Genomic DNA, 23,435 nt, shown 5'->3' with positions numbered 1-23,435 from the left:
GCCCCGATCATCCGGCGTCCACAGGGTTGCCCACAGAGGTTGACACCCTACGGGCCGCCGTCTCACCATTGAAGCGGATGAACCGAACGATCGGTCGGTCGGGCGGACGGCACACTCTGACAGGGGGCCGGGATGGTCGCAGTGACCCCGGAAACGGGCACGTCAAGCACAGCGGACGCGCGGTCCGGGGACCTCGCGGATCAGCTGCGGGCGTCCTTCGACGCCGCCGTGGCGGCGGACGAGCGGGTGGAACCGCGCGACTGGATGCCCGACGAGTACCGCGCCTCGCTGGTCCGCCAGATGGCCCAGCACGCCCACTCCGAGATCATCGGCATGCAGCCCGAGGCCAACTGGATCACCCGCGCGCCCTCCCTGCGCCGCAAGGCGATCCTGATGGCCAAGGTGCAGGACGAGGCCGGCCACGGCCTCTACCTCTACAGCGCCGCCGAAACCCTCGGCACCAGCCGCGACGAGCTCCTCGACAAGCTGCACTCGGGGAAGCAGAAGTACTCCTCGATCTTCAACTACCCCACCCTGACCTGGGCGGACGTCGGCGCCATCGGCTGGCTCGTGGACGGCGCGGCGATCACCAACCAGGTGCCGATCTGCCGCTGCTCCTACGGCCCCTACGCCCGCGCGATGGTCCGGATCTGCAAGGAGGAGTCCTTCCACCAGCGCCAGGGGTACGAGCTGCTCCTCGCCCTCTCCCGGGGCACCGAGGCCCAGCACGCCATGGCCCAGGACGCCGTCGACCGCTGGTGGTGGCCCTCGCTCATGATGTTCGGCCCGCCGGACGACGAGTCCGTCCACAGCGCGCAGGCGATGGCCTGGCGGATCAAGCGCCACTCCAACGACGAGCTGCGCCAGCGCTTCGTCGACATCGCCGTCCCCCAGGCCGAGTCTCTGGGCCTGACCCTGCCCGACCCGGACATCAAGTGGAACGAGGAGCGCGGCCACCACGACTTCGGCGCCATCGACTGGGCCGAGTTCTGGGACGTCCTCAAGGGCAACGGCCCCTGCAACGAACAGCGGATCGACCAGCGGCGCACGGCGCACGAGGAAGGCGCCTGGGTCCGCGACGCGGCCACGGCGTACGCCGAGAAGCACACCAGCACCGGACGAGAGGTACAGGCATGACGCAGAACTGGCCCCTGTGGGAGGTGTTCGTGCGCTCGCGCCGCGGCCTCTCGCACACGCACGCGGGCAGCCTGCACGCCCCCGACGCGGAAATGGCCCTGCGCAACGCCCGCGACCTCTACACGCGGCGCGGCGAGGGCATCTCGATCTGGGTCGTGCCCTCCACCGAGATCGTCGCCTCCTCCCCGGACGAGCGGGACCCGTTCTTCGCCCCGTCCGCGGACAAGCCCTACCGGCACCCCACCTTCTACGAGATCCCCGAGGGGGTGCGTCACCTGTGAGCAGCACCGGCACCGAGAGCACCGCCACCGCGGCCGTCCTGGCCCTCGGCGACGACGCGCTGATCCTCTCCCACCGCCTCGGCGAGTGGGCGGGCCACGCCCCCGTCCTGGAGGAGGAGGTCGCGCTCGCCAACATCGCGCTCGACCTGCTCGGGCAGGCCCGCATCCTGCTGTCCATGGCGGGCGACGAGGACGAGCTGGCCTTCCTGCGCGAGGAGCGGTCCTTCCGCAACCTCCAGCTGGTCGAGCAGCCCAACGGCGACTTCGCCCACACCATCGCCCGGCAGCTCTACTTCTCCCTCTACCAGCACGAGCTCTACGCGGAACTCGCCGCCGGGAACGGCCCGTTCGCCCCGCTGGCGGCCAAGGCCGTGAAGGAGACCGCCTACCACCGGGACCACGCCGAGCAGTGGACGCTGCGGCTCGGCGACGGCACCGAGGAGAGCCGGTCCCGGATGCGGGCCGCGCTGGACGCCCTGTGGAAGTTCACCGGGGAGATGTTCCAGCCGGTCGAGGGCCTGGACGTCGACCTGGCCGCCCTGGAGACCCGCTGGCTGGCCGCCCTGGGCTCCGTACTGGACCGGGCCGGCCTGGCCCTGCCCGAGGGGCCCCGTACGGGCGCCTGGGCCGCCGGGGCGGGCCGGCAGGGCCTGCACACCGAACCGTTCGGGCGGCTGCTCGCGGAGATGCAGCACCTGCACCGCAGCCACCCGGGGGCATCATGGTGACCGCCGCCGCACAGACCCGTCTGGAGGCGGAGCTGGCCGAGCTGGCGGGCTCCGTGCCCGATCCGGAGCTGCCGGTGCTCACCCTCGCCGAGCTGGGCGTCATGCGCGGCGTCCGGATGTACGAGGACGGGCACGTGGAGGTCACCCTCACGCCGACCTACACCGGCTGCCCGGCCATCGAGGCCATGTCCGCCGACATCGAGCGGACCCTGACCGGCCGCGGCATACTCGACGTCCGCGTCACGACCGTCCTGTCCCCCGCCTGGTCGACGGACGACATCACGGCCGAGGGGCGCCGCAAGCTGGCCGAGTTCGGCATCGCCCCGCCCCGCCCGCACTCGGCCGGCGGACCGGTGCCGCTCGCCCTGTCGGTCCGCTGCCCGAACTGCGGATCCACCGACACCGAGCTGCTCAGCCGCTTCTCCTCCACCGCGTGCAAGGCGCTGCGCCGCTGCGTGGCCTGCCGCGAACCGTTCGACCACTTCAAGGAGCTGTAGATGGCCGTGTCAGTGCCCCCGGCGTCCGCCGGCAGCGCGCGCCCCGCGCGCCACGGCGCGTTCCACCCGCTGACGGTGGCCGCGGTCGACCGGCTGACGGACGACTCGGTGGCGCTGACCCTGTCCGTCCCCGAGGAGCTGCGCGCCGAGTACCGGCACGCGCCCGGCCAGCACCTCACGCTGCGCCGCACCGCCGGCGAGGGCGCGGAGGTCCGCCGCACGTATTCGATCTGCTCCCCCGCCCCGGCCGCCGACGGCCCGGGCCCGGCGGTGCTGCGGGTGGGCGTGCGGCTGGTGGAGGGCGGCGAGTTCTCCACCTTCGCGCACAAGGAGATCGCCGCCGGGGACGTGCTGGACGTGATGGTCCCGGCCGGACGGTTCACCCTGGACCCGGCCACCGCCCCCGCCGGCGCGCACTACGCGGCGATCGTCGGCGGCAGTGGCATCACCCCGGTCCTCTCGATCGCCGCGACCCTGCTGGCGGCCCGGCCCGACGCCCGCTTCTGCCTGGTGCGCGGCGACCGCACGGCCGCGTCGACGATGTTCCTGGAGGAGGTCGCCGACCTCAAGGACCGCTACCCCGACCGCTTCCAGCTGGTCACCGCGCTCTCCCGGGAGGAGCAGGAAGCCGGCCTGCCCTCCGGCCGCCTCGACGAGGCACGGCTGACGTCCCTGCTGCCGGCACTGCTGCCGGTCTCCGAGGTCACCAGCTGGTACCTGTGCGGGCCGTACGGACTGGTGGAGGGCGCGGAGCGGGCCCTGGGCGCCCTCGGCGTCGTCCGGACGCGGGTGCACGAGGAGGTCTTCCACGTCGAGGACACCGCCCCGGCGGCCGCGGCCCCGACGACCGCGGCGCCCGCCCACGGCCGGGTCACCGCCCGGCTCGACGGCCGCTCCGGCACCTGGCCGGTCCAGGACGGCGAGTCCCTGCTGGACGCCGTGCTGCGGGGCCGCGCGGACGCCCCGTACGCCTGCAAGGGCGGGGTCTGCGGCACCTGCCGGGCCTTCCTCGTCACGGGTGAGGTGCGAATGGACCGCAACTTCGCGCTGGAGGAGGAGGAGACCGAGGCCGGGTTCGTGCTGGCCTGCCAGTCCCACGCGGTCTCCGAGGAAGTGGAGATCGACTTCGACCGCTGACCCTTCCCGCCCCCGCCGCCGGATCCCTCACCGGGCTGTGTTTTTCCCACGCCGTGTTCTATCTTGACGCACCGTCAGATCTGAACGGACACGACCGGGATCCGGTGCGCGCGGGAGGACAGGCAGTGGACTTCACCTTCACCGAGGAACAGCAGGCCGCGGTCGAGGCGGCGAAGGCCGTCTTCGCGGACGTCGCCCCCGACCGCGTGCCCAGCCCCGCGCTCACCCCGGGCGCCGTCGCGGAGGAGTTCGACCGGCCCCTGTGGGCCACGCTGGCCGGCTCCGACCTGCTGGGCCTCGTCCTCGCCGAGGAACACGGCGGGGCCGGGCTGGACGTCATCGCCCTGTGCCTCGTTCTGCGCGAGGCGGGCCGTGTGCTCGCCCGGGTTCCGCTGCTGGAGCACTGCGCCACGGCCATGGCCGTCCAGGCCCACGGCGGCCCCGAACTGGCCGCCCTGCTGGGCGACGCCGGGCGCGGCTCGCTCGTCCTGACCGTCGCCGCCCACGGCCGTACCGGCCACGATCCCGCCGAACTGGCCGTCACCGCCCGCCGCGAGGACGGCACATGGATCCTGGACGGGGTCCAGACCTCCGTCCCGTGGGCCCACAGCGCCGACTGGATCGCGGTGCCCGCCCACGGCGGGGACGGCGAGGCCCTCCTCGCGCTCGTCCCGCGCGTCACCGACGGGCTCACGCTCGCCGACCAGTACTCCACCAGTGGGGAACGCCTCGCCGAACTCACCCTGGACGGGGTCCGGGTCCCCGACGCCCATCTGATCGACGCCCCCGGAGCCTGGGACCGGCTCCACCGGATCCTGGCCACCGGCACCTGCGCCCTCGCCCTGGGACTCGGCGAGAACGTGCTCGCCATGACCGGCCGGTACACGAGCAAGCGCGAACAGTTCGGCTTCCCGGTAGCCACCTTCCAGGCCGTCGCGGTCCAGGCCGCCGACCGCTACATCGACCTGCGCGCCATGGAGGTCACCCTCTGGCAGGCCGCCTGGCGGCTGGACGCGGCGACCGACGGCGCGGGCGGCCCCTTGCCCGCCTCCGGTGACGTCGCCGTCGCCAAGATCTGGGCCTCGGAGGGCGTGCGCCGGGTCGTACAGACCGCGCAACACCTCCACGGCGGCTTCGGCGCCGACACCGACTACGCGCTGCACCGCTACCACGCATGGGCCAAGCAGCTGGAACTCCAGCTGGGCCCGGCCGCCGCGCACGAGGAGGCACTGGGCGACCTGCTGGCCGCCCATCCCCTCGCGTGACGGCCTAGAGCACGAAGGCCGGGTTCCCGCTGTCCGTCACCATCGGGCGCCCCGCGCCATCCCACGCCTGCATCCCGCCGTCGACGTTCACGGCGTCGATCTCCTGGCGCACCAGGTACTGGGTCACCTGTGCGGAGCGCCCGCCGACCCGGCACATCACGTGGACCCGGCGGCCGTCCTCGATGGCCTCGGTCAGCTCGCCGAAGCGGGCGACGAAGTCGCTCATCGGGATGTGCAGCGCACCCTCGACGTGCCCGGCCGCCCATTCGTCGTCCTCACGGACGTCCAGGACAAGGCCTTCGGCCGGCACCGAGGCGGCGTCCACCGAGGGAAGCGGTCCGAGGTTCATAACTGTCGCCTTCTCTCTTCGCGGGTCTCGCCCGCCAACCTATAGGGCCTAGAGGGTCCCGAAGGCCGCCAGCTCCGCCTCGCGTTCGGAGACCTGCGCGAGCAGCTGCTCCGCGATCTCCTCCAGCAGCCGGTCGGGGTCGTCGGGCGCCATGCGCAGCATCGCCCCGATCGCGCTCTCCTCCAGCTCCCCGGCCACCATCGACAGCATTTCCTTGCGCCGCGCCAGCCACTCCAGCCGGGCGTAGAGCTCCTCGCTCTCGCTCGGCCGCGCGGCCTGCGGCGCGGGCCCCGCCGCCCACTCCTCGGCCAGCTCCCGCAGCAGCCCTTCCTCGCCCCGCCCGTACGCGGCGTTCACCCGCACGATGAAGGCGTCCCGGCGGGCCCGCTCCTCCTCGTCCTGGGCCAGGTCCGGGTGCGCCCGGCGGACCAGCTCCCGGTACAGCCGGCGCACCTCCTCCGAGGGCCGCACCCGCTCCGGCGGCCTCACGGACCGGTCGGTCAGCATCGCGGACGCGTCGTCGGAGATCCCGTCCGAGTCCAGCCAGTCGTGGAAGAGCTCCTCCACCCCGGGCATCGGCATGACCAGCGCCCGCGCCTCCCGCGCCAGCCGCAGGTCCTCGGGGTCACCGCTGCGGGCCGCCTTCGCCTCCGCGATCATCGCGTCCAGCTCGTCCAGCCGCGAGTACATCGGGCCGAGCTTCTGGTGGTGGAGCCGGGAGAAGTTCTCGACCTCCACCCGGAAGGTCTCCACGGCGATCTCGAACTCGATCAGCGCCTGCTCGGCGGCCCGCACGGCCCGTTCGAGCCGCGCCTCGGGCCGCTCGTCACCGGAGGCGCCGGGCTCTTCGGGAACTGTCTGCTCGGTCTGCTCGCTCACCCGGCCAGCCTACGGCCAGCGCGGGGCGGCATGTTTCACGTGAAACACAGCTCACGTGAAACACAGCTCACGTGAAACACGACGCACGTGAAACACGACGCACGTGAAACACGACGCACCCGAGCCGACCTCAGACCCTCAGACCCTCAGACCCCGAACTCCGCCGCTATCCGCCCCGCCCTGACCGCCGCCACCAGGTCCGCGTGGTCGGCCTCGCTGCGATCGGCGTAGGCCACCGCGAAGGTGGCGACGGCCTCGTCCAGCTCCTCGTTCTTGCCGCAGTACCCGGCCAGCACCCGCGGATCCGCGCTGTGGGCGTGCGCCCGCGCCAGCAGGGCGCCGGTCATCCGGCCGTAGTCGTCGATCTGGTCGACGGCCAGCGCCGCCGGGTCCACGCTGCCCTTGCGGTTGCGGAACTGGCGGACCTGGAAGGGCCGGCCCTCCACCGTGGTCCAGCCCAGCAGGATGTCGGAGACCACCTGCATCATCTTCTGCCCGGCCACCACCCGGCGGCCCTCGTGCTCCTCCCGCGGCGCGTGGAAGCCCAGCCCCGGCAGGTGCGGCAGCAGCGCCGACGGCCGCGCCTCCTTCACCTGGAGCACCAGCGGCTCACCCCGGTGGTCCTGCAGCAGCACCACGTACGACCGGGTGCCCACGCTCCCGGTGCCCACGACCCGGAACGCCACGTCCTGAACCGCGTACCGGGCCAGCAGCGGCAGCCGGTCCCCCGAGAGGGTCTGCAGGTACGGGCCCAGGGAGGCGGCCACGGCGGCAGCCTCACCGTCGCCGACCCGGCGCAGCACGGGCAGCGCGTCCACGAAGCGGCGGTAGCCGTCCTCCCCGGCCTCGGTCGACTTGGCGGCGAAGCGGGCGGAGGTGTTGTTGCGGGCCTTCTCCGAGACCCGTTCCAGCGTGCCCAGCAGATCGCGGGCATCGGTGTGCGAGACCAGTTCCTCGTCGGCGATGGCGTTCCACGCGTCCAGGGCCGGCAGCTTGGCCAGCAGCCGCACGGTCCGCCGGTAGGCGCCCACCGCGTCCCGGGCGGCCGCCCGGCAGGTGTCCTCGTCCGCTCCGGCCACGCGCCCGGCGAGCACCAGGGAGGCCGCCAGCCGCTTGACGTCCCACTCCCAGGGGCCGAACACCGTCTCGTCGAAGTCGTTGAGGTCCATGACGAGGTGCCCGCGCGCGTCCCCGTAGAGACCGAAGTTGGCCGCGTGCGCGTCGCCGCAGAGCTGCGCGCCCACCCCGGTGACCGGCCCGCCGGACAGGTCGTGGGCCATCAGGCCGGCCGCTCCGCGCAGGAAAGCGAAGGGGTTGGCGGCCATCCGGCCCACGCGTATCGGGGTCAGCTCGGCAACCCGGCCGACGTTGGACTCCTCCACCGCGCGCACCGCGTCGGGGCGCCCGGCGGGAGCCTCGAAGTGCGCGTGGGCCGCCCGCGGCACCCGCGCCCGCAGCGCCTTCCCGGCCTCCTTCTGCGAGCCCGGCAGGGCCCTCGACGCGAAGCCCTCGACGCGGGGTATCCGCCCGCCGCCCCGCCCCGCCGCCGCACCGGCCGCACCACCCGCGTACGCCGCGTTCGCCGCGTCCGCCGTCTGCTGCTTCGGTACCGTCACCATCCGCGCTGCCCCCGCACTGTTCGCGCCCCATCGGCCTCGGTCGCCGATCAAGTCGGCCCGAACGGTACCTAGAGCCCGGCGTCCCTGGCCAGCAGGGCCGCCTGAACCCGGTTCTCGCACTCCAGCTTGGCCAGGATCCGGCTCACGTACGTCTTCACCGTCGCCTCGCTCATGTGCAGCCGACGGCCCGCGTCCGCGTTGGACAGCCCCTCGCCCAGCAGTGCCAGCACACCGCGCTCGCGCTCGCTCAGCCCGGCCACCCGCCGCCGGGCCGCCTCGCCGCGCCCGGCGGCCCGCCCGGTCGCCAGCTGGTCCACGACGTGCCGGGTCGCGCCGGGGGAGAGGTAGGCGTCCCCGGCCGCGGCCGCCCGGACCGCTCCGATCAGCTCGCCCGGCGCCGAGTCCTTCAGCAGGAAGCCCGCACCGCCCTCGCCGAGGGCCCGCAGCACGTTCTCCTTCTCCCCGAAGGTGGTCAGGATCAGCGCCCGCACGCCCGGTGCCGCCCGCCCCAGCTCGCCCAGCGCGGTCAGTCCGTCCATCACGGGCATCTGGATGTCCAGGAGCATCACGTCCGGGGCGTGCGAGCGGGCCAGCTCCACCGCCTCCCGGCCGTTGGCCCCCTCCGCGACGACCTCGATGTCCGGCGCCGAGGTCAGGATCATCCTGATCCCGGCCCGGATCAGCGGCTCGTCGTCAGCGATCACCACTCGGATCACCTTGGCTGTCACCCGCGCTCCTACTGCTTGACCTCGTACGCCTGCTTCTCCACGAGCTTGCCGTCCCGGAAGCAGAAGCGGAAAACGGAGTCGTTGGTCAACCCCGACGAGTCCTCCGTCGACAGCAGGGCCAGGCAGTCCGAGCCCTCCGGCCGCGGCGGCCCCTTGCGGTCCAGCCCCGACGTCAGGACGCTTTCCCCGTCCGGCAGCCGGTCGCGGACGGACTTCTCCACGTCGCCCACGCTGACGGCGTCGTATTCCTCCTTGCTGATCATCGCCTTGTTCACGGTGCCCAGCAGCAGGGTCATCCCGGCACCCAGCACGATGATCAGCAGCACCACCGCCGCGACGGCTATCCCGCAACCCGTCGCGATGCCGCCGGTCCGGCTGCGCGCCGGCACGGCCAGTTCGCGGTCCACCGCCGCCCAGTCCATCGGCGGCGCGGTGCGCCGTGCCGAGGCACGGGCCTGGGAGCGCTGACCGAAGTCGTCGGCCACGTCCTCCTCGGCCACCCCGGCCGGCTCCGTCCCGTACGGCAGCACACCGGCCACCCGGAAACCGCCGCCCTCGGTGGCGCCCGCGTGCACCATGCCGCCGACCAGCCTGGCCCGTTCCCGCAGCCCCGTCAGGCCCTGCCCGCCGGAGATCACCTCGCCGGGCCTGGGGGCGGCCGCCGGACCGTTGGCGATCTCCACGACCAGCGAGTCGTCCTCGTAGCGCAGCTCCACGCTGATCGCCGACCCGGGCGCGTGCTTGTAGGCGTTGGTCAGCGCCTCCTGCACGATCCGGTACGCCGCGTGGTCGCAGGCCGCGACCAGCGGCCGGGGCGCGCCCGCCGTACCGAGCCGTACGTCGGTCCCCGCGGCCCGCGCCGCCTCCACGATGCCCGCGATCCCGGCGACCCCCCGCGCCGCCGGCTGGGCCTCCTCCACCACGTGCGGCGCCTCCACCCCGTCCCGCAGGATCCCGACGACCTCGCGCAGCTCGTGCATCGCCGCGACGGAGGCCTGTCGCAGCACCCCGACGGCCTCGCGCTGGCGGTCGGTCAGCACGGGGTCCACCTCCAGCGCCCCGGTGTGCACCGAGATCAGCGCCAGCTGGTGGCCCAGGCTGTCGTGCATGTCCTGGGCGATCCGCTGGCGCTCGCGCAGCCGGGCCTGCCCGGCCACCATCGTCCGCTCGCGCAGCAGTTGGTCGTTGCGCTCCTGGAGGGCGCTGATCAGCGTCCGGCGCTGGTACCAGTACCGGCTGGCCAAACCGGGCATGACGGTCGCCGCCAGGAACAGCAGGGTGGAGAAGACGACGATCAGCAGCGGCCGCGTCTGGGACCACTGGTCGTACAGGCCGAGGCCGACCTCGGCGAGGAAGGCCAGCACGAAAGCCGTCAGGGCCCGCCCCACACCGACGATCCGCCGGCCCGCCGACCAGCCCAGCACGATCGTCACGAGGAACACACCGGGCAGGAAGGCGCTCGCCGCCGCCCCCAGCACCAGGGTGGCCGCCGGCAGCCTGCGCCGCAGCAGCATCAGCGCCACGATGGTCACGACTCCGAGGACCATCTTCTGGCCGGAGCTGTTGCTGAGTTCGTCGATGCCCAGGCCGAGCAAGGACAGTACGGCGGCGATCGTGAGGTCCCCCGCGAAGGCGCGCCCCGACCAGGGCTCGGCCCCCTTCAGCCACACCCAGCCCGCCCGTACTCCCGCCTTGGCATCCACCCGACCGACCCTAGACACCGATCCACACACCCGTCCGCCGACTTTCGTCGCGTCCCGCCCGACGAAAGTCGGCCGCAGACAGGGGCACGGCCGCAGGCACGGTCCCGACCGCAAGCAGGGGCACAACGAAGAACCCCCGCTCCGGATTTCTCCGAAGCGGGGGTTCTCCCGATGTGGGCGAGGGGGGATTTGAACCCCCACGTCCCGAAGGACACTGGCACCTGAAGCCAGCGCGTCTGCCGTTCCGCCACTCGCCCGAGCAGCTCCCCAGTGGACTTCCCTTTCGGGCCGTTCCCCTGGCGACGAACGAAAGATTAGCACGTCATCCGGGGTGGATTCACATCCCTTTCCCGGACCCCCCTCACCCCGTCCGGGACCGGCCCCTCCCGGAGTCCCCTCCGGGTGCGGGACACTGTCCCTGGAGCGCCCCTACGATCCCTTGTGAGTACCAACACTCCTGTACACGGGACCGGAGGGGAACCAGCCGAATCCGCCACGCGTGGATACGATCAGTAAGCAGTACAGGGCGACAGCGACGGAGGAGGTGCCCCATGGGAGTTCTGAAGCGGTTCGAGCAGCGACTCGAAGGTCTGGTGAACGGCACCTTCGCCAAGGTGTTCAAGTCCGAGGTCCAGCCGGTGGAGATCGCCGGAGCCCTCCAGCGGGAGTGCGACAACAACGCCACCATCTGGAACCGCGAGCGCACCGTCGTGCCCAACGACTTCATCGTGGAGCTCAGCACGGGCGACTACGAGCGTCTGAGCCCGTACTCCGGCCAGCTCGGCGACGAGCTCGCGGGCCTCGTCCGCGACTACGCCAAGCAGCAGCGCTACAGCTTCATGGGCCCCATCAAGGTCCACCTGGAGAAGGCGGACGACCTCGACACCGGTCTGTACCGTGTCCGCAGTCGCACCCTCGCCTCCAGCACCTCCCAGGACGCGCCGCAGGCCCCCCAGGGCCAGCAGCAGGGCGGTTACGGCTACCCGCCGGCCGCCGCCCCGCCCATGCCGTCCGGACCGCCTCCGGGCGGACCGGGCGCTCGCGCCGGCGGGGGTCCCGTACCCCCCGGCGCACCGGGCACCACCCGGCGTTGGATCGAGATCAACGGCACCCGCCACCAGATCTCGCGCCCCACGCTCGTACTCGGCCGCAGCACCGAGGCCGATGTGCGGATCGACGACCCCGGCGTCTCGCGCCGGCACTGTGAGATCCGGACCGGAACACCCCCGACGATCCAGGATCTCGGGTCCACCAACGGCATCGTGGTGGACGGGCAGCACACCACCCGCGCTACGCTCCGCGACGGCTCGCGGATCGTCGTGGGCAGCACCACCATCATTTACCGGCAAGCCGAAGGGTGAAGCGGGGGCAATGTCAGAGCTGACCCTGACGGTCATGCGGTTGGGTTTCCTGGCCGTTCTGTGGCTGTTCGTCATCGTGGCCGTTCAGGTCATCCGCAGTGATCTCTTCGGTACGAGAGTCACGCAGCGCGGCTCCCGCCGCAGCGGCGGGAGCGCCGCGCCGCCGCAGCCTGGGCGGCAGTCCGCGCCGCCGCAGCAGCGCCAGCGCCGCGGTGCGCCGACCAAGCTGGTCGTCTCCGAGGGCACCCTCACCGGAACCACGGTGGCGCTCGCCGGCCAGACGATCACGCTGGGCCGCGCCCACGACTCGACGATCGTGCTGGACGACGACTACGCCTCCAGCCGGCATGCCAGGATCTACCCGGACCGTGACGGCCAGTGGATCGTCGAGGACCTCGGGTCCACGAACGGCACCTATCTCGACCGGACCAGGCTGACCACCCCGACGCCCATTCCGCCGGGCGCCCCGATCCGCATCGGCAAGACCGTCATCGAGCTGCGGAAGTAGTACGAGAATGAGCGAGCGGAGCGAGCGAGCCGCGGCGGTCCGTCCCACCGGGGACCCGGACCCGCGCGCGCTCCCGACCGGAGGGTGGGCAGTGTGGCTCGTCGAGACCGGTTGTACCCCGAGGCATCGTCGACAGGGCAGGTGCGCATGAGTCTGTCCCTGCGGTTCGCCGCCGGATCGCACAAGGGGATGATCCGCGAGGGCAACGAGGACTCCGGCTACGCCGGTCCCCGGCTCCTCGCCGTCGCCGACGGCATGGGCGGCCAGGCGGCCGGCGAGGTCGCCAGCTCCGAGGTCATCTCCTCCCTCGTGCAGCTCGACGACGACGTCCCGGGCTCCGACATCCTCACCGCCCTCGGCAGCGCCGTGCAGCGGGCCAACGACCAGCTGCGCGCCATGGTCGAGGAGGACCCCCAGCTCGAAGGCATGGGCACCACGCTCACCGCCCTGCTGTGGACGGGCCGCCGGCTCGGCCTCGTCCACGTCGGCGACTCCCGCGCCTATCTCCTGCGCGACGGCGTCCTCACCCAGATCACGCAGGACCACACCTGGGTGCAGCGCCTCGTCGACGAGGGCCGGATCACCGAAGAGGAAGCCACCACGCACCCGCAGCGCTCGCTGCTGATGCGGGCGCTCGGCAGCGGCGACGTCGTGGAGCCCGACCTCTCCATCCGCGAGGTCCGGGCGGGCGACCGCTACCTGATCTGTTCCGACGGCCTCTCCGGCGTGGTCTCCCACCAGACCCTGGAAGAGACCCTCGCCGACTACCACGGCCCGCACGAGACCGTGCAGACGCTGATCCAGCTCGCCCTGCGCGGCGGTGGCCCGGACAACATCACCTGCATCGTCGCGGACGTCCTCGACACCGACAGCGGCGACACCCTCGCCGCCCAGCTGAGCGACACCCCTGTCGTCATCGGCGCGGTCGCCGAGAACCAGCACCAGCTCTTCGACGGCAACGCCATGCAGACCCCGGCCGGCCGGGCCTCGGGCCTCGGCCGCCAGGCCCCGCCGCCGGCGGGCGCCTTCGGCCCTCCCGGCAGCGGCGAGGCCCCCGGCTACGGCTACCCCGACCAGGGCCAGGGCGGCGGCGCGTACGGCAGCTTCGGCGAACCCGAGGGCTACGAGGCCGAGGCTCCGTACGAGGACACGTACGACCACCCCCGCAGGCGGCGCAGCAAAGGGCGCAAGTGGACCACGCGCACGCTGATCCTGCTGCTGGTGGCCGGTGTCGTGGGCGGCGGGCTCTACGCCGCGCACCGCTGGACGCAGACCCAGTACTACGTCGGCGTCAAGAGTGACCACGTCGCGCTCTACCGCGGCATCAGCCAGAACCTGGCCTGGATCCACCTCTCGCAGGTGGATACGGATCACCCCGAGATCGAACTGAAGTACCTGCCGTCCTTCAAGCGCAAGCAGGTCGAGGCCACCATCAGCGAAGGCAGCATCGACGGGGCCCGCAAGAAGATCGACGATCTCGGCACCCAGGTGTCCGCCTGCAAGAAGGACGAAGCCCGCCGCGCCGCGGAAGCGCAGAACAACCAGACGCCCGGCCCCAGCCTGACTCCCGCGGAGCAAGCTCTCGTCGGCCAGTGCGAAAAGCAGTAGACATACGCGGGCACAGGGGGCCTGCCACACCATGAGCGTTGTCACCAACACGACCACCATCGGCGCCATCGAGGCGCCGAGCCGGCGGAACACCGAGCTCCTGCTGCTCGCCTTCGCCGTGGTCATCCCGATCTTCGCCTACGCCAACGTGGGCCTGGCGATCCACGGCGAGCTGCCCCCGGGCATGTTCCTCTACGGGCTCGGCTTCGCCGTCCTGGCCGGCATCGGCCACCTCGTCGTACGGCGCTACGCCAAGTACGCCGACCCGCTGCTGCTGCCGATCGCCACCCTGCTCAACGGCCTGGGCGTCGTCCTGATCTGGCGGCTCGACCAGTCCGAGCGGCTGCAGACCCTCGCCAAGCGCAGCTTCGGGGTCTTCACCGAGTCGGCGCCGCGGCAGATGATGTACACGGGGCTGGCCCTCGCCCTGTTCGCGGTCGTGCTGCTGGTCCTCAAGGACCACCGCGTGCTCCAGCGGTTCACGTACATCTCCATGGCGGGCGCGCTGATCCTGCTGATCCTGCCCGTCGTCCCGGGTCTGGGCGCGGACGTCTTCGGCGCCAAGATCTGGATCAGCGTCGGTGGCTTCTCCATCCAGCCCGGCGAGTTCGCGAAGATCGTCATCGCCATCTTCTTCGCCGGCTACCTGATGGTGAAGCGCGACGCCCTGGCCCTGGCCAGCCGCCGTTTCATGGGGCTCTACCTGCCCCGCGGCCGTGACCTGGGCCCGATCCTGATGATCTGGGCGATGAGCCTGCTCGTCCTCGTCTTCGAGAACGACCTCGGCACCTCGCTGCTCTTCTTCGGCATGTTCGTGATCATGCTGTACGTGGCCACCGAGCGCACCAGCTGGATCGTCATCGGCCTGCTGATGTCGGTCGGCGGCGCCGTGGTCGTCGGCACCTTCGCCAGCCACGTCAAGGTGCGCGTCACCGCCTGGCTGGACCCCTTCGCCTGCTACTACACCTCCGGCGCCTGCGAGCAGGTCGGCCAGTCGATCATGAGCTTCGGTTCCGGCGGGGTCCTCGGGACCGGCTGGGGACAGGGCAACTCCGACCTCATCGGCTTCGCCGCCAACTCCGACTTCATCTTCTCCACCGTCGGCGAGGAACTCGGCCTCACCGGCGTCATGGGCTTCCTCCTGCTCTACGGGCTGATCATCGAGCGGGGCGTCCGCACCGCGCTCGCCGCCCGCGACCCCTTCGGCAAGCTCTTCGCCATCGGGCTCTCCGGCGCCTTCAGCCTGCAGATCTTCGTCGTCGCCGGCGGAGTCATGGGCCTCATCCCCCTCACCGGCATGACCATGCCCTTCCTCGCCTCCGGCGGCTCGTCCGTCCTCGCGAACTGGGTCCTCATCGCCATCCTCATCCGGATCAGCGACACCGCACGCCGACCTGCCCCGGCCCCCGCCCCGTCCCCCGACTCCGAGATGACCCAGGTGGTCCGCCCGTCATGAACAAGCCCCTGCGCCGCATCTCGCTGTTCTGCGGGCTGCTCGTCCTCGCCCTGCTGATCCGGACCAACTGGCTGCAGTACGTCCAGGCCGAGGACCTCAGCACCCGCAAGGAGAACCGCCGGGTCCAGATCGCCCAGTACGCCACCGAACGCGGCAACATCATCGTCCAGGGCCAGCCCGTCACCGGCTCCGCCGTGACCGACGGCAGCGACTACAAGTACAAGCGGACGTACCTCGACGGACCCCTGTGGGCGCCCGTCACCGGCTACGCCTCGCAGGCCTTCGGCTCCACGCAGCTGGAGTCGCTCGACGACGGCATCCTCACCGGCAACGACGACCGGCTCTTCTTCGACCGCACCATCGGCATGTTCACCGGCGAGAAGAAGCAGGGCGGCAACGTCGTCACCACCCTGAACGCCGCGGCCCAGAAGGCCGCCTACGAGAAGCTGGGCACCAAGAAGGGCGCCGTCGCCGCGATCGACCCGCGCACCGGCGCCATCCTGGCCCTGGTCAGCACCCCCTCGTACGACCCGTCCACCTTCGCCGGCAACTCCAAGACCGACGGGAAGGCCTGGGTCGCGCTGAAGGACAGCGAGGACAAGAACCTCGTCAACCGCGCCCTGCGCGAGACCTACCCGCCGGGCTCCACCTTCAAGGTGGTCACCGCCGCGGCCGCGCTGGAGAACGGCGTGGTGAGCGACATCAACGCCCCCACGGACACCCCCGAGCCGTACGTCCTGCCGGGCACCAAGACCCCGATGGTCAACCACGCGAGCGGCTGCGAGAAGGCGACGCTGAACTTCGCGCTCCAGGTCTCCTGCAACTCGGTCTTCGCGAACATGGGCGACAAGGTCGGCCGCGACAAGATGGTCGAGACCGCCCAGAAGTTCGGCTTCAACAACGACAAGATCGACATCCCGGTCCGCGCCTTCGCGAGCGTCTACGACAAGACCATGGGCAAGGACGGCAACGCCCAGAGCTCCATCGGCCAGTTCAACACCGCCGCCACCCCGCTCCAGATGGCCATGGTCACCGCGGCCATCGCCAACGACGGCAAGCTGATGAAGCCGTACATGGTCGACCAGCTGACCGCGCCGAACCTCGACACGATCGAGAAGCACGAGCCGCAGGAGATGAGCCGCCCGGTCTCCCCCGCGAACGCGCAGAAGATCCAGCAGATGATGGTCAACGTCGTCGAGCACGGCACCGGCGAGAACGCGAAGATCAAGGGCGTCACCGTCGGCGGCAAGACCGGCACCGCCCAGCACGGCGAGAAGAACGCCAAGCGCCCCTACGCCTGGTTCATCGCCTACGCCGACAACCCCGACGGGACCTCCCCGGTCGCCGTGGCCGTCGTCATCGAGGACAGCGCCGCCGACCGCGAGGACATCAGCGGCGGCGGCCTGGCCGCCCCGGTCGCCAAGGCGGTCATGGAAGCCGTACTGAAGAACAAGGGATGACAAGCGGAGACAGGATCAGAGCGCTCGGTACCGGTCCGATATCAGCCTGTGGTCACGAACCGATCACCGACGATCGGCCGGTAGCCTTGCCGCGAACAGCACACCGCCGGACCGCACACCGGTGCGGTCGGGACTGACGGAGAGGGCTGCAAACGTTATGGAAGAGCCGCGTCGCCTCGGCGGCCGGTACGAGCTGAGCCACGTGCTCGGCCGTGGTGGCATGGCCGAGGTCTACCTCGGTCACGACACCCGGCTCGGCCGTACCGTCGCCGTCAAGACCCTGCGCGCCGACCTCGCCCGCGATCCGTCCTTCCAGGCCCGGTTCCGCCGCGAGGCCCAGTCGGCCGCGTCGCTGAACCACCCGGCGATCGTCGCCGTGTACGACACCGGCGAGGACTACGTCGACAACATCTCCATCCCGTACATCGTGATGGAGTACGTCGACGGCTCGACCCTGCGCGAGCTGCTGCACTCGGGCCGCAAGCTGCTGCCCGAGCGCACCCTCGAAATGTGCATCGGCATCCTGCAGGCGCTGGAGTACTCGCACCGCGCCGGCATCGTGCACCGCGACATCAAGCCCGCCAACGTCATGCTGACCCGCACCGGCCAGGTCAAGGTCATGGACTTCGGCATCGCCCGCGCCATGGGCGACTCCGGCATGACGATGACGCAGACGGCCGCCGTGATCGGCACCGCCCAGTACCTCTCCCCGGAGCAGGCCAAGGGCGAGCAGGTCGACGCGCGCTCCGACCTCTACTCCGCCGGCTGCCTGCTCTACGAGCTGCTCTGCGTCCGGCCGCCGTTCGTCGGCGACTCCCCCGTGGCCGTGGCCTACCAGCACGTCCGCGAGGAGCCCCAGCCCCCGTCGAACTTCGACCCCGAGATCACACCCGTGATGGACGCCATCGTCCTCAAGGCACTGGTCAAGGACCCCGACTACCGCTACCAGTCCGCCGACGAGATGCGGGCCGACATCGAGGCCTGCCTCGAAGGCCAGCCCGTCGCCGCCACCGCCTCCATGGGAGCGGCCGGCTACGGCTACCCCGACCAGGGCGGCTACGGACACCAGGGCCAGGACCAGGCCACCACCGCGCTGCGCTCCCCCGACGCGGGCCAGACCTCGATGCTCCCGCCGATGCCCCCCGGAGGCGACGGCGGATACGGGTACGGGGACCAGGGCCACGGCGGCTACGACCAGGGGCACGGCCGGCGCCAGCAGAAGAAGAGCCGGGCCTCGACGATCCTGCTGGTCCTCGCCGGCGTCCTCGTGCTGGTCGGCGCGATCCTGATCGGCCGGACCCTCTTCGACACCACCGTGGACAACCGCCCCGCCGTGCCCAACCTCGTCGGCCAGACCTTCGACGCGGCGCAGCAGAGCGGCAAGAGCATGGGTCTCACGGTGGAGAAGGAGGCCGAGGAACCCTGCAAGGGACAGCCCAAGGGCAGCGTCTGCTCGCAGAACCCGGCCGCCGACACAAAGGTCGACAAGGGCACCGCGGTCAAGGTCAAGGTGTCCTCGGGTGCGCCCAAGTCGGCGGTCCCCGACGTCCTGCGGCTGAAGTTCGAGGACGCCGAGTCGACGCTCAAGGGCAAAGAGTTCCGGGTCGAGAAGAAGCTCGTCGAGTCCGACGCCGCCACCCCCGGCACCGTGACGGACCAGAACCCCAAGGCCGGCAGCCAGGCCGAACAGGGCTCGGTGATCACCCTCACCGTCGCCAAGGAGGTCGCGAAGGGTCTCGTGCCCGACCTCTCCGGCAAGACGAAGGAGGAGGCCGCCAAGGCCCTCCAGGCCGTGAAGCTCAAGCTGGGCAGCACCACCGAGGTCGACTCCCCCGGAGCCCCGCCGAAGACGGTCGTCCAGCAGCAGTACGCGCCGGGCACGGAGCTGGCGAAGGACACCCCGGTCAACGTCAGCATCTCCAAGGCCGCCGCCGCCACGCCGACGACGGTGCCCGCGCTGACGGGTCAGACGGTGGCCCAGGCCAAGCTGACGCTCCAGGCGAGCAACCTGGTCTTCGGCGCGGTGCTGGCGGGCGCGACCGACGACAACGCGGTGATCATCGACTCCAACCCGCCCGTCGGCACCCAGGTGCCGGGCGGCACCGTGATCAACGTCCGCACCGCCCCGAAGGCCCAGGACGGCAACAACGACGGCGGAGGCTTCTTCGGGGGCCTCACCGGCGGCCGCCGCTAGCGGAGCGCGTGCGAACAGGCCCGGCCCCCGATGGGGGCCGGGCCTGTTCCCGTTTCGCGGAGGGGCTGCGCAGCCCCGCGGTCAGCGCAGCTCCGCCGGCGGCGTGCGCTTCTCGTCCACCTTCTCCGTGCGCACCAGCTCGCCCCAGACGATGTAGCGGTACTTCGAGGTGTAGACCGGGGTGCAGGTCGTCAGCGTGATGTACCGGCCCGGAGCCGTCTTCCCCGATTCCTTCGGGACCGGGTTGATCACGTCCACGTTGTACTTCGAGGTCTGGCGCAGCTCGGCGAAGACCTTGTAGACGTACCAGGTGTCCCGGGTCTCGAAGACGACCGCGTCGCCGTTCTTCACCTTGTCGATGTTGTGGAACTTCGCCCCGTGCCCGTCGCGGTGCGCGGCGAGCGCGAAGTTGCCCTTGTCGTCCCAGGGCAGGGCCGACTTCACCGGATCCGTGTAGTAGCCGGCGACGCCGTCGTTGAGCACGTCGGGGGCGGTGCCCGGCTTGACCAGCACCTCGCCGTTGTTCATCGACGGCACGTGCAGGAAGCCGATGCCGTCCCCGGTGTCGAGGGCGCCCGGCTGCGCGGGCGCGTTCGGGGCCTGCGCGGGGGCCGACTGCCACTGCCGGCGGACCTGGTCGCCCCGGGCCGAGGCCTGCCGGTCCGCGAGGACGTTGGTCCACCACAGCGAGTAGGCCACGAACAGGCCCAGGACCAGGCCCACCGTGATCAGGAGCTCTCCCAGCAGGCTCAGGAACCCTGCGATCACACTGCGATCGGCAGGCGGCGGTGCGGAGCGACGGCGGGCACGAGACACTGCGGGTTCGTCCTTACGGGCTGGTCAGCGGCTGTTCAGCGCGGGCGGAACGCCCTGGCTGCGCGGGCGTTCGTCGATCATCCTGCCCCATACGATCATCCGGTAGGTGCTCGTGAACTCGGGGGTGCAGGTCGTCAGCGTGATGTACCGGCCCGGTGCGGTGAATCCGGCCCCCTCCGGAACCGGCTTGATCACCGAGACGTTCGCCGGGGAGGTCTGCGGGAGCACCGAGGTCATCGCGTACGTGTAGTACGCGTCCCTCGTCTCCACCACGATCGCATCGCCCGGCACGAGCTTGTTGATGTAGCGGAACGGTTCACCGTGGGTGTTGCGGTGGCCGGCGACGGCGAAGTTGCCCTGCTTGTCGGCCGGCATGGCCGTCTTGAGCACGCCCTCGCCGTAGTGGCCGACCATGCCCCGGTCCAGCACCTTCGCCTTGCTGATCCCCTCCGCCACCGGGACCTTGAGGTCCAGCTTGGGGATGTGGAGGATCGCGAAGCCCTGTCCCGGCTCGAAGGCGGCCACCGGCGGCGCCGAGGGCGTCCCCGCTCCCGGTGCCCGCTCCCAGGTCTGCCGCAGCGAGCCGGCGGCCCCGTTGGCCGTCCGTTCGGCGAGCAGGTTGGTGTACCAGAGCTGGTAGGTCACGAACAGCAGCATCACCAGGCCCACCGTGATGAACAGCTCCCCGGCCGCCCGGCTCAGCACCACCACCGGGCCGCCGGAGCGGGGGCGGGCGCGCCGCCGTCCCCGCCCTCCCCGTTTGCGTGCCCGCGCGTGCGAGCGCTTCGCGGCCTCCCGGTCCGCCTTGCGCCGCGCGGCCCGGCCCTGGGCGGGCGCGGACGGCGCGACCGTCGTCACGCGACGGCCTTGCCCACCACCGGGGCCAGCCCCACCGACCGCTCGACCGCTCCGGCGTCTCCGCAGCGTACGAGCCAGTTCGCGAGCATCCGGTGCCCCCACTCGGTCAGTACCGACTCGGGGTGGAACTGCACGCCCTCGACGTCGTGCTCCCGGTGCCGCAGGCCCATGATGATCCCGTCCTCGGTCCGCGCGGTGACCTCCAGCGCGTCCGGCAGGGTCAGCGGTTCGGCGGCCAGCGAGTGGTATCGGGTGGCGGTGAAGGGCGAGGGCAGTCCGGTGAAGACGCCGAGGCCCTCGTGGACCACGGGCGAGGTCTTGCCGTGCAGCAGCTCGGGGGCCCGGCCCACCACGCCGCCGTAGGCGACGGCCATGGACTGCATGCCGAGGCAGACGCCGAAGACCGGGACGCCCGTGTCCGCACAGTGCCGGACCATGTCGACGCAGACGCCCGCCTCCTCCGGCGTGCCCGGCCCCGGCGAGAGCAGCACGCCGTCGAAGCCGTCCTGCGCGTGTGCGAGCTCGACCTCGTCGTTGCGCAGCACCTCGCATTCGGCACCGAGCTGATAGAGGTACTGGACCAGATTGAAGACAAAGCTGTCGTAATTGTCGACAACCAGAATGCGCGCGCTCACGAAGTCGCTCCCGATCCCTCGTCCACCGTCACGTCGTTGAACGGAAGCAGCGGCTCGGCCCACGGGAATACGTACTGGAACAGTACGAAAACCACCGCCAGGATCAGTACGAGAGAGATCAGCGCGCGAACCCACGCGTTGCCCGGCAGGTGCCGCCAGATCCAGCCGTACATTCCGTCTGTTTCCTTCGTCGTCCACGATCGTTCCACGCACCGCGGGGGCGGTACCGCAACAGCCTAAAGGCCAGGACCCCGCCGTTGGGGGTCACCCGGTCAATCCCTCCGCTCCGCCGGGCGCGGCGGGCCCGGTTGCGGTGAGTTCCGCCCAGACGACCAGCCGGTGGCTGTGGCCCCATTCGGGATCGCAGGTGGTCAGCGTCAGGTATTTGCCCGCGGCGGTGAAGGGGGACCGCGCGGGCACCGGGTCGACGACCGCGACCTCGGTGGGCAGGGTGCGCAGCGGTGCGGAGCGGACGGTGTACGTGTACCGGTGGGTGGCGTCGCGGACGATCACTTCGTCCCCCGGACGGAGCTCCGGGACGTCCTTGAAGGGGTCTCCGTAGGTGCGCCGGTGCCCGGCCACGGCGAAGTTGCCGTCCTCCCCGGGCCCGGCCGTGCCCGCGTAGTGGCCGAGGCCCTTCTTCAGCACGCCGGGGTCCGTGCCCTCCAGGACCGGCTTGCTCCAGTCCGGGCCGAAGCGGGGCACGTACATCTCGGCGAAGGCCTGCCCGGCGGGGCGGGGCCGCGGCTTCGCGGCCTGTTGCGGGGGTGCGGGTGCCCCGGAGGGCCGCGGGGCAGGTGCGGCCGCCGGGGCCGCGGCCGCCCAGCGGTCGCGCAGCCGGTCCCGTTCGCCCTCCATGGCCCGGTCGGCCTTGACCCCGGTCCACAGCAGCACGTAGGCCGTGAACAGCACGATCAGCGTCCCGGCCGTCAGGCACACCTCGCTGAACGTCCGTACCACCAGGCGCAGTACGACGTCAGGGCGCGGCGGACTCCAGCGGCTTCGCATAGTGGAGGTCCACTGTGCCGGAGTACCCCGGCAGTGTCAGCCTCTTGTCCTCGTCCACTTTCCAGCCGAGCCCGTAGGCGTTGACGTACAGCTGGTAGTTCTGCAGGGCGGGGGAGGCCGCGAGGGCCTTGCGCAACGCGCCCGGGTCGCCGACGGCCGACACCTTGTACGGGGGCGAGTAGACCCGGCCCTGGAGGATCAGGGTGTTGCCCACGCAACGCACCGCGCTGGTGGAGATCAGCCGCTGGCCCATGACCTCGATGCCCTCGGCGCCGCCCTGCCACAGGGCGTTCACCACGGCCTGGAGGTCCTGCTGGTGGATGACCAGGTCGTTGGGCTGGGGCTCGGGGACGCCCGGGACGCGGGCGGTGGCGTTCGGCGGCGCGTCGTTGAGGGTGACGCTCAGACCCTTGCCGGAGAGCTCCTCGGTGCCCGCGGCGGTGCGCAGGGCGGCCAGCTTGGCGTCCTCGGCCTTGGTGCTGCCGTCGTCGCGTTCGGCGAGGGAGTCCACCCGGTCGCGCGCGAGAGCGGCGGTCTTCTCCAGCTCGGCGTTGTTGGCGCTGCGCTCGTGGATGAGGTCGGACAGCTTCAGGAGCGATGCGTCCGTCCGGATGTTCGTACCCTTGGACGTGTTGAAACTGGTGAAGAAGATCAGGCCTGCCAGGGCGAAGACGGCGGCCGTCAGCAGCCGGGCCACCCAGGTCCGGCGACGGGGACCCGCGGAGGAGTCGTCGGATTTGCTCAACGTACCCTTCTCCTTCAACGCCAGTAGGTCCACTACGCTAACGGACGCCCGGGGCAGGCCAGGTCCCCAGCGCATCGACAGGAGAGCCCCTCGTGCCGAAGTCACGTATCCGCAAGAAGGACGACTACACGCCGCCGCCGGCGAAGCAGGCGCAGACGATCAGGCTGACGAACCGCAGCTGGGTCGCCCCGGTCATGCTGGCGTTCTTCCTCATCGGTCTCGCGTGGATCGTCGTCTTCTACGTGACCGACACCCAGCTGCCCGTCGAGGCCCTGGGCAATTGGAACATCGTGGTCGGTTTCGGATTTATCGCTGCCGGATTCGGCGTCTCCACGCAGTGGAAGTAATGCGCGGATAGCGCCGCGGCGCAAGCTCTCCCCAGGAGTTATCCACAGCGTCATCCACACCTGAGGAAAAGACAGAAGATCTGTGGATAACTCTGTGGAGAGTTGACGCCGGTGTG

Annotated in this window: 23 protein-coding genes, 1 tRNA gene and 1 pseudogene; 13 read left to right on the top strand and 12 right to left on the bottom strand. The window is 71.3% G+C overall.

The window, feature by feature from the left end; genetic code table 11:
• Window positions 1–132 precede the first annotated feature (132 nt).
• The 6 genes from paaA (at window position 133) to ACEPPI_RS00515 (ending at window position 5,045) form a co-directional block, all read left to right on the top strand.
• The gene (gene paaA / locus ACEPPI_RS00540) at window positions 133–1,137 is read left to right on the top strand and encodes a 1,2-phenylacetyl-CoA epoxidase subunit PaaA (RefSeq protein WP_373913248.1); all 1,005 of its coding nucleotides are present in this window, start codon (window positions 133–135) and stop codon (window positions 1,135–1,137) included.
• A complete protein-coding gene (paaB, locus tag ACEPPI_RS00535) occupies window positions 1,134–1,418 on the top strand; it encodes a 1,2-phenylacetyl-CoA epoxidase subunit PaaB (protein ID WP_030225109.1) in 285 nt (94 codons plus the stop codon). Before paaA ends, paaB begins: the two co-directional genes overlap by 4 nt.
• Window positions 1,415–2,146 carry a 1,2-phenylacetyl-CoA epoxidase subunit PaaC gene (paaC, locus tag ACEPPI_RS00530; RefSeq protein WP_373913247.1) on the top strand — a complete coding sequence of 244 codons (732 nt, stop codon included), beginning with the start codon at window positions 1,415–1,417 and terminating at the stop codon, window positions 2,144–2,146. Before paaB ends, paaC begins: the two co-directional genes overlap by 4 nt.
• Window positions 2,140–2,643 (top strand): 1,2-phenylacetyl-CoA epoxidase subunit PaaD, encoded by a 504-nt coding sequence (gene paaD / locus ACEPPI_RS00525; RefSeq protein ID WP_373913246.1) that lies wholly within the window; start codon window positions 2,140–2,142, stop codon window positions 2,641–2,643. Before paaC ends, paaD begins: the two co-directional genes overlap by 7 nt.
• Window positions 2,644–3,780 (top strand): 2Fe-2S iron-sulfur cluster-binding protein, encoded by a 1,137-nt coding sequence (locus tag ACEPPI_RS00520; protein WP_373913245.1) that lies wholly within the window; start codon window positions 2,644–2,646, stop codon window positions 3,778–3,780.
• A gap of 125 nt (window positions 3,781–3,905) precedes the next feature.
• Window positions 3,906–5,045 carry an acyl-CoA dehydrogenase family protein gene (locus tag ACEPPI_RS00515; RefSeq protein ID WP_373913244.1) on the top strand — a complete coding sequence of 380 codons (1,140 nt, stop codon included), beginning with the start codon at window positions 3,906–3,908 and terminating at the stop codon, window positions 5,043–5,045.
• 4 nt (window positions 5,046–5,049) lie between these two features.
• Here the strand turns inward: ACEPPI_RS00515 and ACEPPI_RS00510 are convergent, their stop codons facing one another.
• From ACEPPI_RS00510 to ACEPPI_RS00485, 6 genes are all read right to left on the bottom strand, one after another.
• Window positions 5,050–5,394, bottom strand: a complete 345-nt coding sequence (locus tag ACEPPI_RS00510; RefSeq protein ID WP_373913243.1) for a rhodanese-like domain-containing protein — start codon at window positions 5,392–5,394, stop codon at window positions 5,050–5,052.
• 48 nt (window positions 5,395–5,442) lie between these two features.
• On the bottom strand, window positions 5,443–6,273 hold the full coding sequence (locus ACEPPI_RS00505) for a J domain-containing protein (RefSeq protein ID WP_373913242.1): 831 nt from the start codon (window positions 6,271–6,273) through the stop codon (window positions 5,443–5,445).
• Between the two features lie 146 nt (window positions 6,274–6,419).
• Window positions 6,420–7,892, bottom strand: a complete 1,473-nt coding sequence (locus ACEPPI_RS00500) for a DUF2252 domain-containing protein (protein WP_373913241.1) — start codon at window positions 7,890–7,892, stop codon at window positions 6,420–6,422.
• Between the two features lie 68 nt (window positions 7,893–7,960).
• The gene (locus tag ACEPPI_RS00495) at window positions 7,961–8,620 is read right to left on the bottom strand and encodes a response regulator (protein ID WP_371677660.1); all 660 of its coding nucleotides are present in this window, start codon (window positions 8,618–8,620) and stop codon (window positions 7,961–7,963) included.
• A gap of 8 nt (window positions 8,621–8,628) precedes the next feature.
• On the bottom strand, window positions 8,629–10,323 hold the full coding sequence (locus tag ACEPPI_RS00490) for a sensor histidine kinase (protein ID WP_373913240.1): 1,695 nt from the start codon (window positions 10,321–10,323) through the stop codon (window positions 8,629–8,631).
• 174 nt (window positions 10,324–10,497) lie between these two features.
• Window positions 10,498–10,580, bottom strand: a tRNA-Leu gene (locus tag ACEPPI_RS00485).
• Between the two features lie 294 nt (window positions 10,581–10,874).
• On the opposite strand from ACEPPI_RS00485, the gene ACEPPI_RS00480 reads away from it, so the two are divergent.
• The 6 genes from ACEPPI_RS00480 (at window position 10,875) to pknB (ending at window position 18,910) form a co-directional block, all read left to right on the top strand.
• Entirely contained in the window at window positions 10,875–11,684 is an 810-nt protein-coding gene (locus ACEPPI_RS00480; RefSeq protein WP_356216673.1) for a DUF3662 and FHA domain-containing protein, read from the top strand.
• 10 nt (window positions 11,685–11,694) lie between these two features.
• Window positions 11,695–12,192 (top strand): FHA domain-containing protein, encoded by a 498-nt coding sequence (locus tag ACEPPI_RS00475; RefSeq protein ID WP_373913239.1) that lies wholly within the window; start codon window positions 11,695–11,697, stop codon window positions 12,190–12,192.
• 147 nt (window positions 12,193–12,339) lie between these two features.
• Window positions 12,340–13,800: a PP2C family serine/threonine-protein phosphatase gene (locus ACEPPI_RS00470; RefSeq protein WP_373913238.1), complete on the top strand. Its 1,461-nt coding sequence runs from the start codon at window positions 12,340–12,342 to the stop codon at window positions 13,798–13,800.
• A 31-nt stretch (window positions 13,801–13,831) separates the two neighbouring features.
• Window positions 13,832–15,256, top strand: a complete 1,425-nt coding sequence (locus ACEPPI_RS00465) for an FtsW/RodA/SpoVE family cell cycle protein (protein WP_373913237.1) — start codon at window positions 13,832–13,834, stop codon at window positions 15,254–15,256.
• Entirely contained in the window at window positions 15,253–16,716 is a 1,464-nt protein-coding gene (locus ACEPPI_RS00460) for a peptidoglycan D,D-transpeptidase FtsI family protein (protein ID WP_373913236.1), read from the top strand. Before ACEPPI_RS00465 ends, ACEPPI_RS00460 begins: the two co-directional genes overlap by 4 nt.
• 157 nt (window positions 16,717–16,873) lie before the next feature.
• Complete coding sequence (pknB, locus tag ACEPPI_RS00455; RefSeq protein ID WP_373913235.1) at window positions 16,874–18,910, top strand: Stk1 family PASTA domain-containing Ser/Thr kinase; 2,037 nt, start codon at window positions 16,874–16,876, stop codon at window positions 18,908–18,910.
• Between the two features lie 81 nt (window positions 18,911–18,991).
• On the opposite strand, the gene ACEPPI_RS00450 is transcribed toward pknB, so the two are convergent.
• The 6 genes and pseudogenes from ACEPPI_RS00450 to ACEPPI_RS00425 form a co-directional block, all read right to left on the bottom strand.
• Window positions 18,992–19,726: a class E sortase gene (locus ACEPPI_RS00450; RefSeq protein WP_373913234.1), complete on the bottom strand. Its 735-nt coding sequence runs from the start codon at window positions 19,724–19,726 to the stop codon at window positions 18,992–18,994.
• Window positions 19,727–19,750: 24 nt separating this feature from the next.
• A pseudogene (locus ACEPPI_RS00445) lies at window positions 19,751–20,434 on the bottom strand (class E sortase); the annotation flags it as partial.
• 146 nt (window positions 20,435–20,580) lie between these two features.
• Window positions 20,581–21,219 (bottom strand): aminodeoxychorismate/anthranilate synthase component II, encoded by a 639-nt coding sequence (locus ACEPPI_RS00440; protein ID WP_373913233.1) that lies wholly within the window; start codon window positions 21,217–21,219, stop codon window positions 20,581–20,583.
• Window positions 21,216–21,392 (bottom strand): hypothetical protein, encoded by a 177-nt coding sequence (locus tag ACEPPI_RS00435; protein ID WP_373913232.1) that lies wholly within the window; start codon window positions 21,390–21,392, stop codon window positions 21,216–21,218. Before ACEPPI_RS00435 ends, ACEPPI_RS00440 begins: the two co-directional genes overlap by 4 nt.
• A 91-nt stretch (window positions 21,393–21,483) precedes the next feature.
• Window positions 21,484–22,227 carry a class E sortase gene (locus ACEPPI_RS00430; protein ID WP_373913231.1) on the bottom strand — a complete coding sequence of 248 codons (744 nt, stop codon included), beginning with the start codon at window positions 22,225–22,227 and terminating at the stop codon, window positions 21,484–21,486.
• Complete coding sequence (locus ACEPPI_RS00425; RefSeq protein ID WP_373913230.1) at window positions 22,196–22,972, bottom strand: DUF881 domain-containing protein; 777 nt, start codon at window positions 22,970–22,972, stop codon at window positions 22,196–22,198. Before ACEPPI_RS00425 ends, ACEPPI_RS00430 begins: the two co-directional genes overlap by 32 nt.
• Before the next feature lie 92 nt (window positions 22,973–23,064).
• Between ACEPPI_RS00425 and crgA the strand changes: the two genes are divergently transcribed.
• Entirely contained in the window at window positions 23,065–23,319 is a 255-nt protein-coding gene (crgA, locus tag ACEPPI_RS00420) for a cell division protein CrgA (protein ID WP_030225155.1), read from the top strand.
• Window positions 23,320–23,435: the final 116 nt, after the last annotated feature.

Source organism: Streptomyces sp. AB3(2024) (assembly GCF_041862025.1).
GTDB lineage: Bacteria > Actinomycetota > Actinomycetes > Streptomycetales > Streptomycetaceae > Streptomyces.
This window is presented reverse-complemented; position numbering and strand designations above follow the sequence as displayed.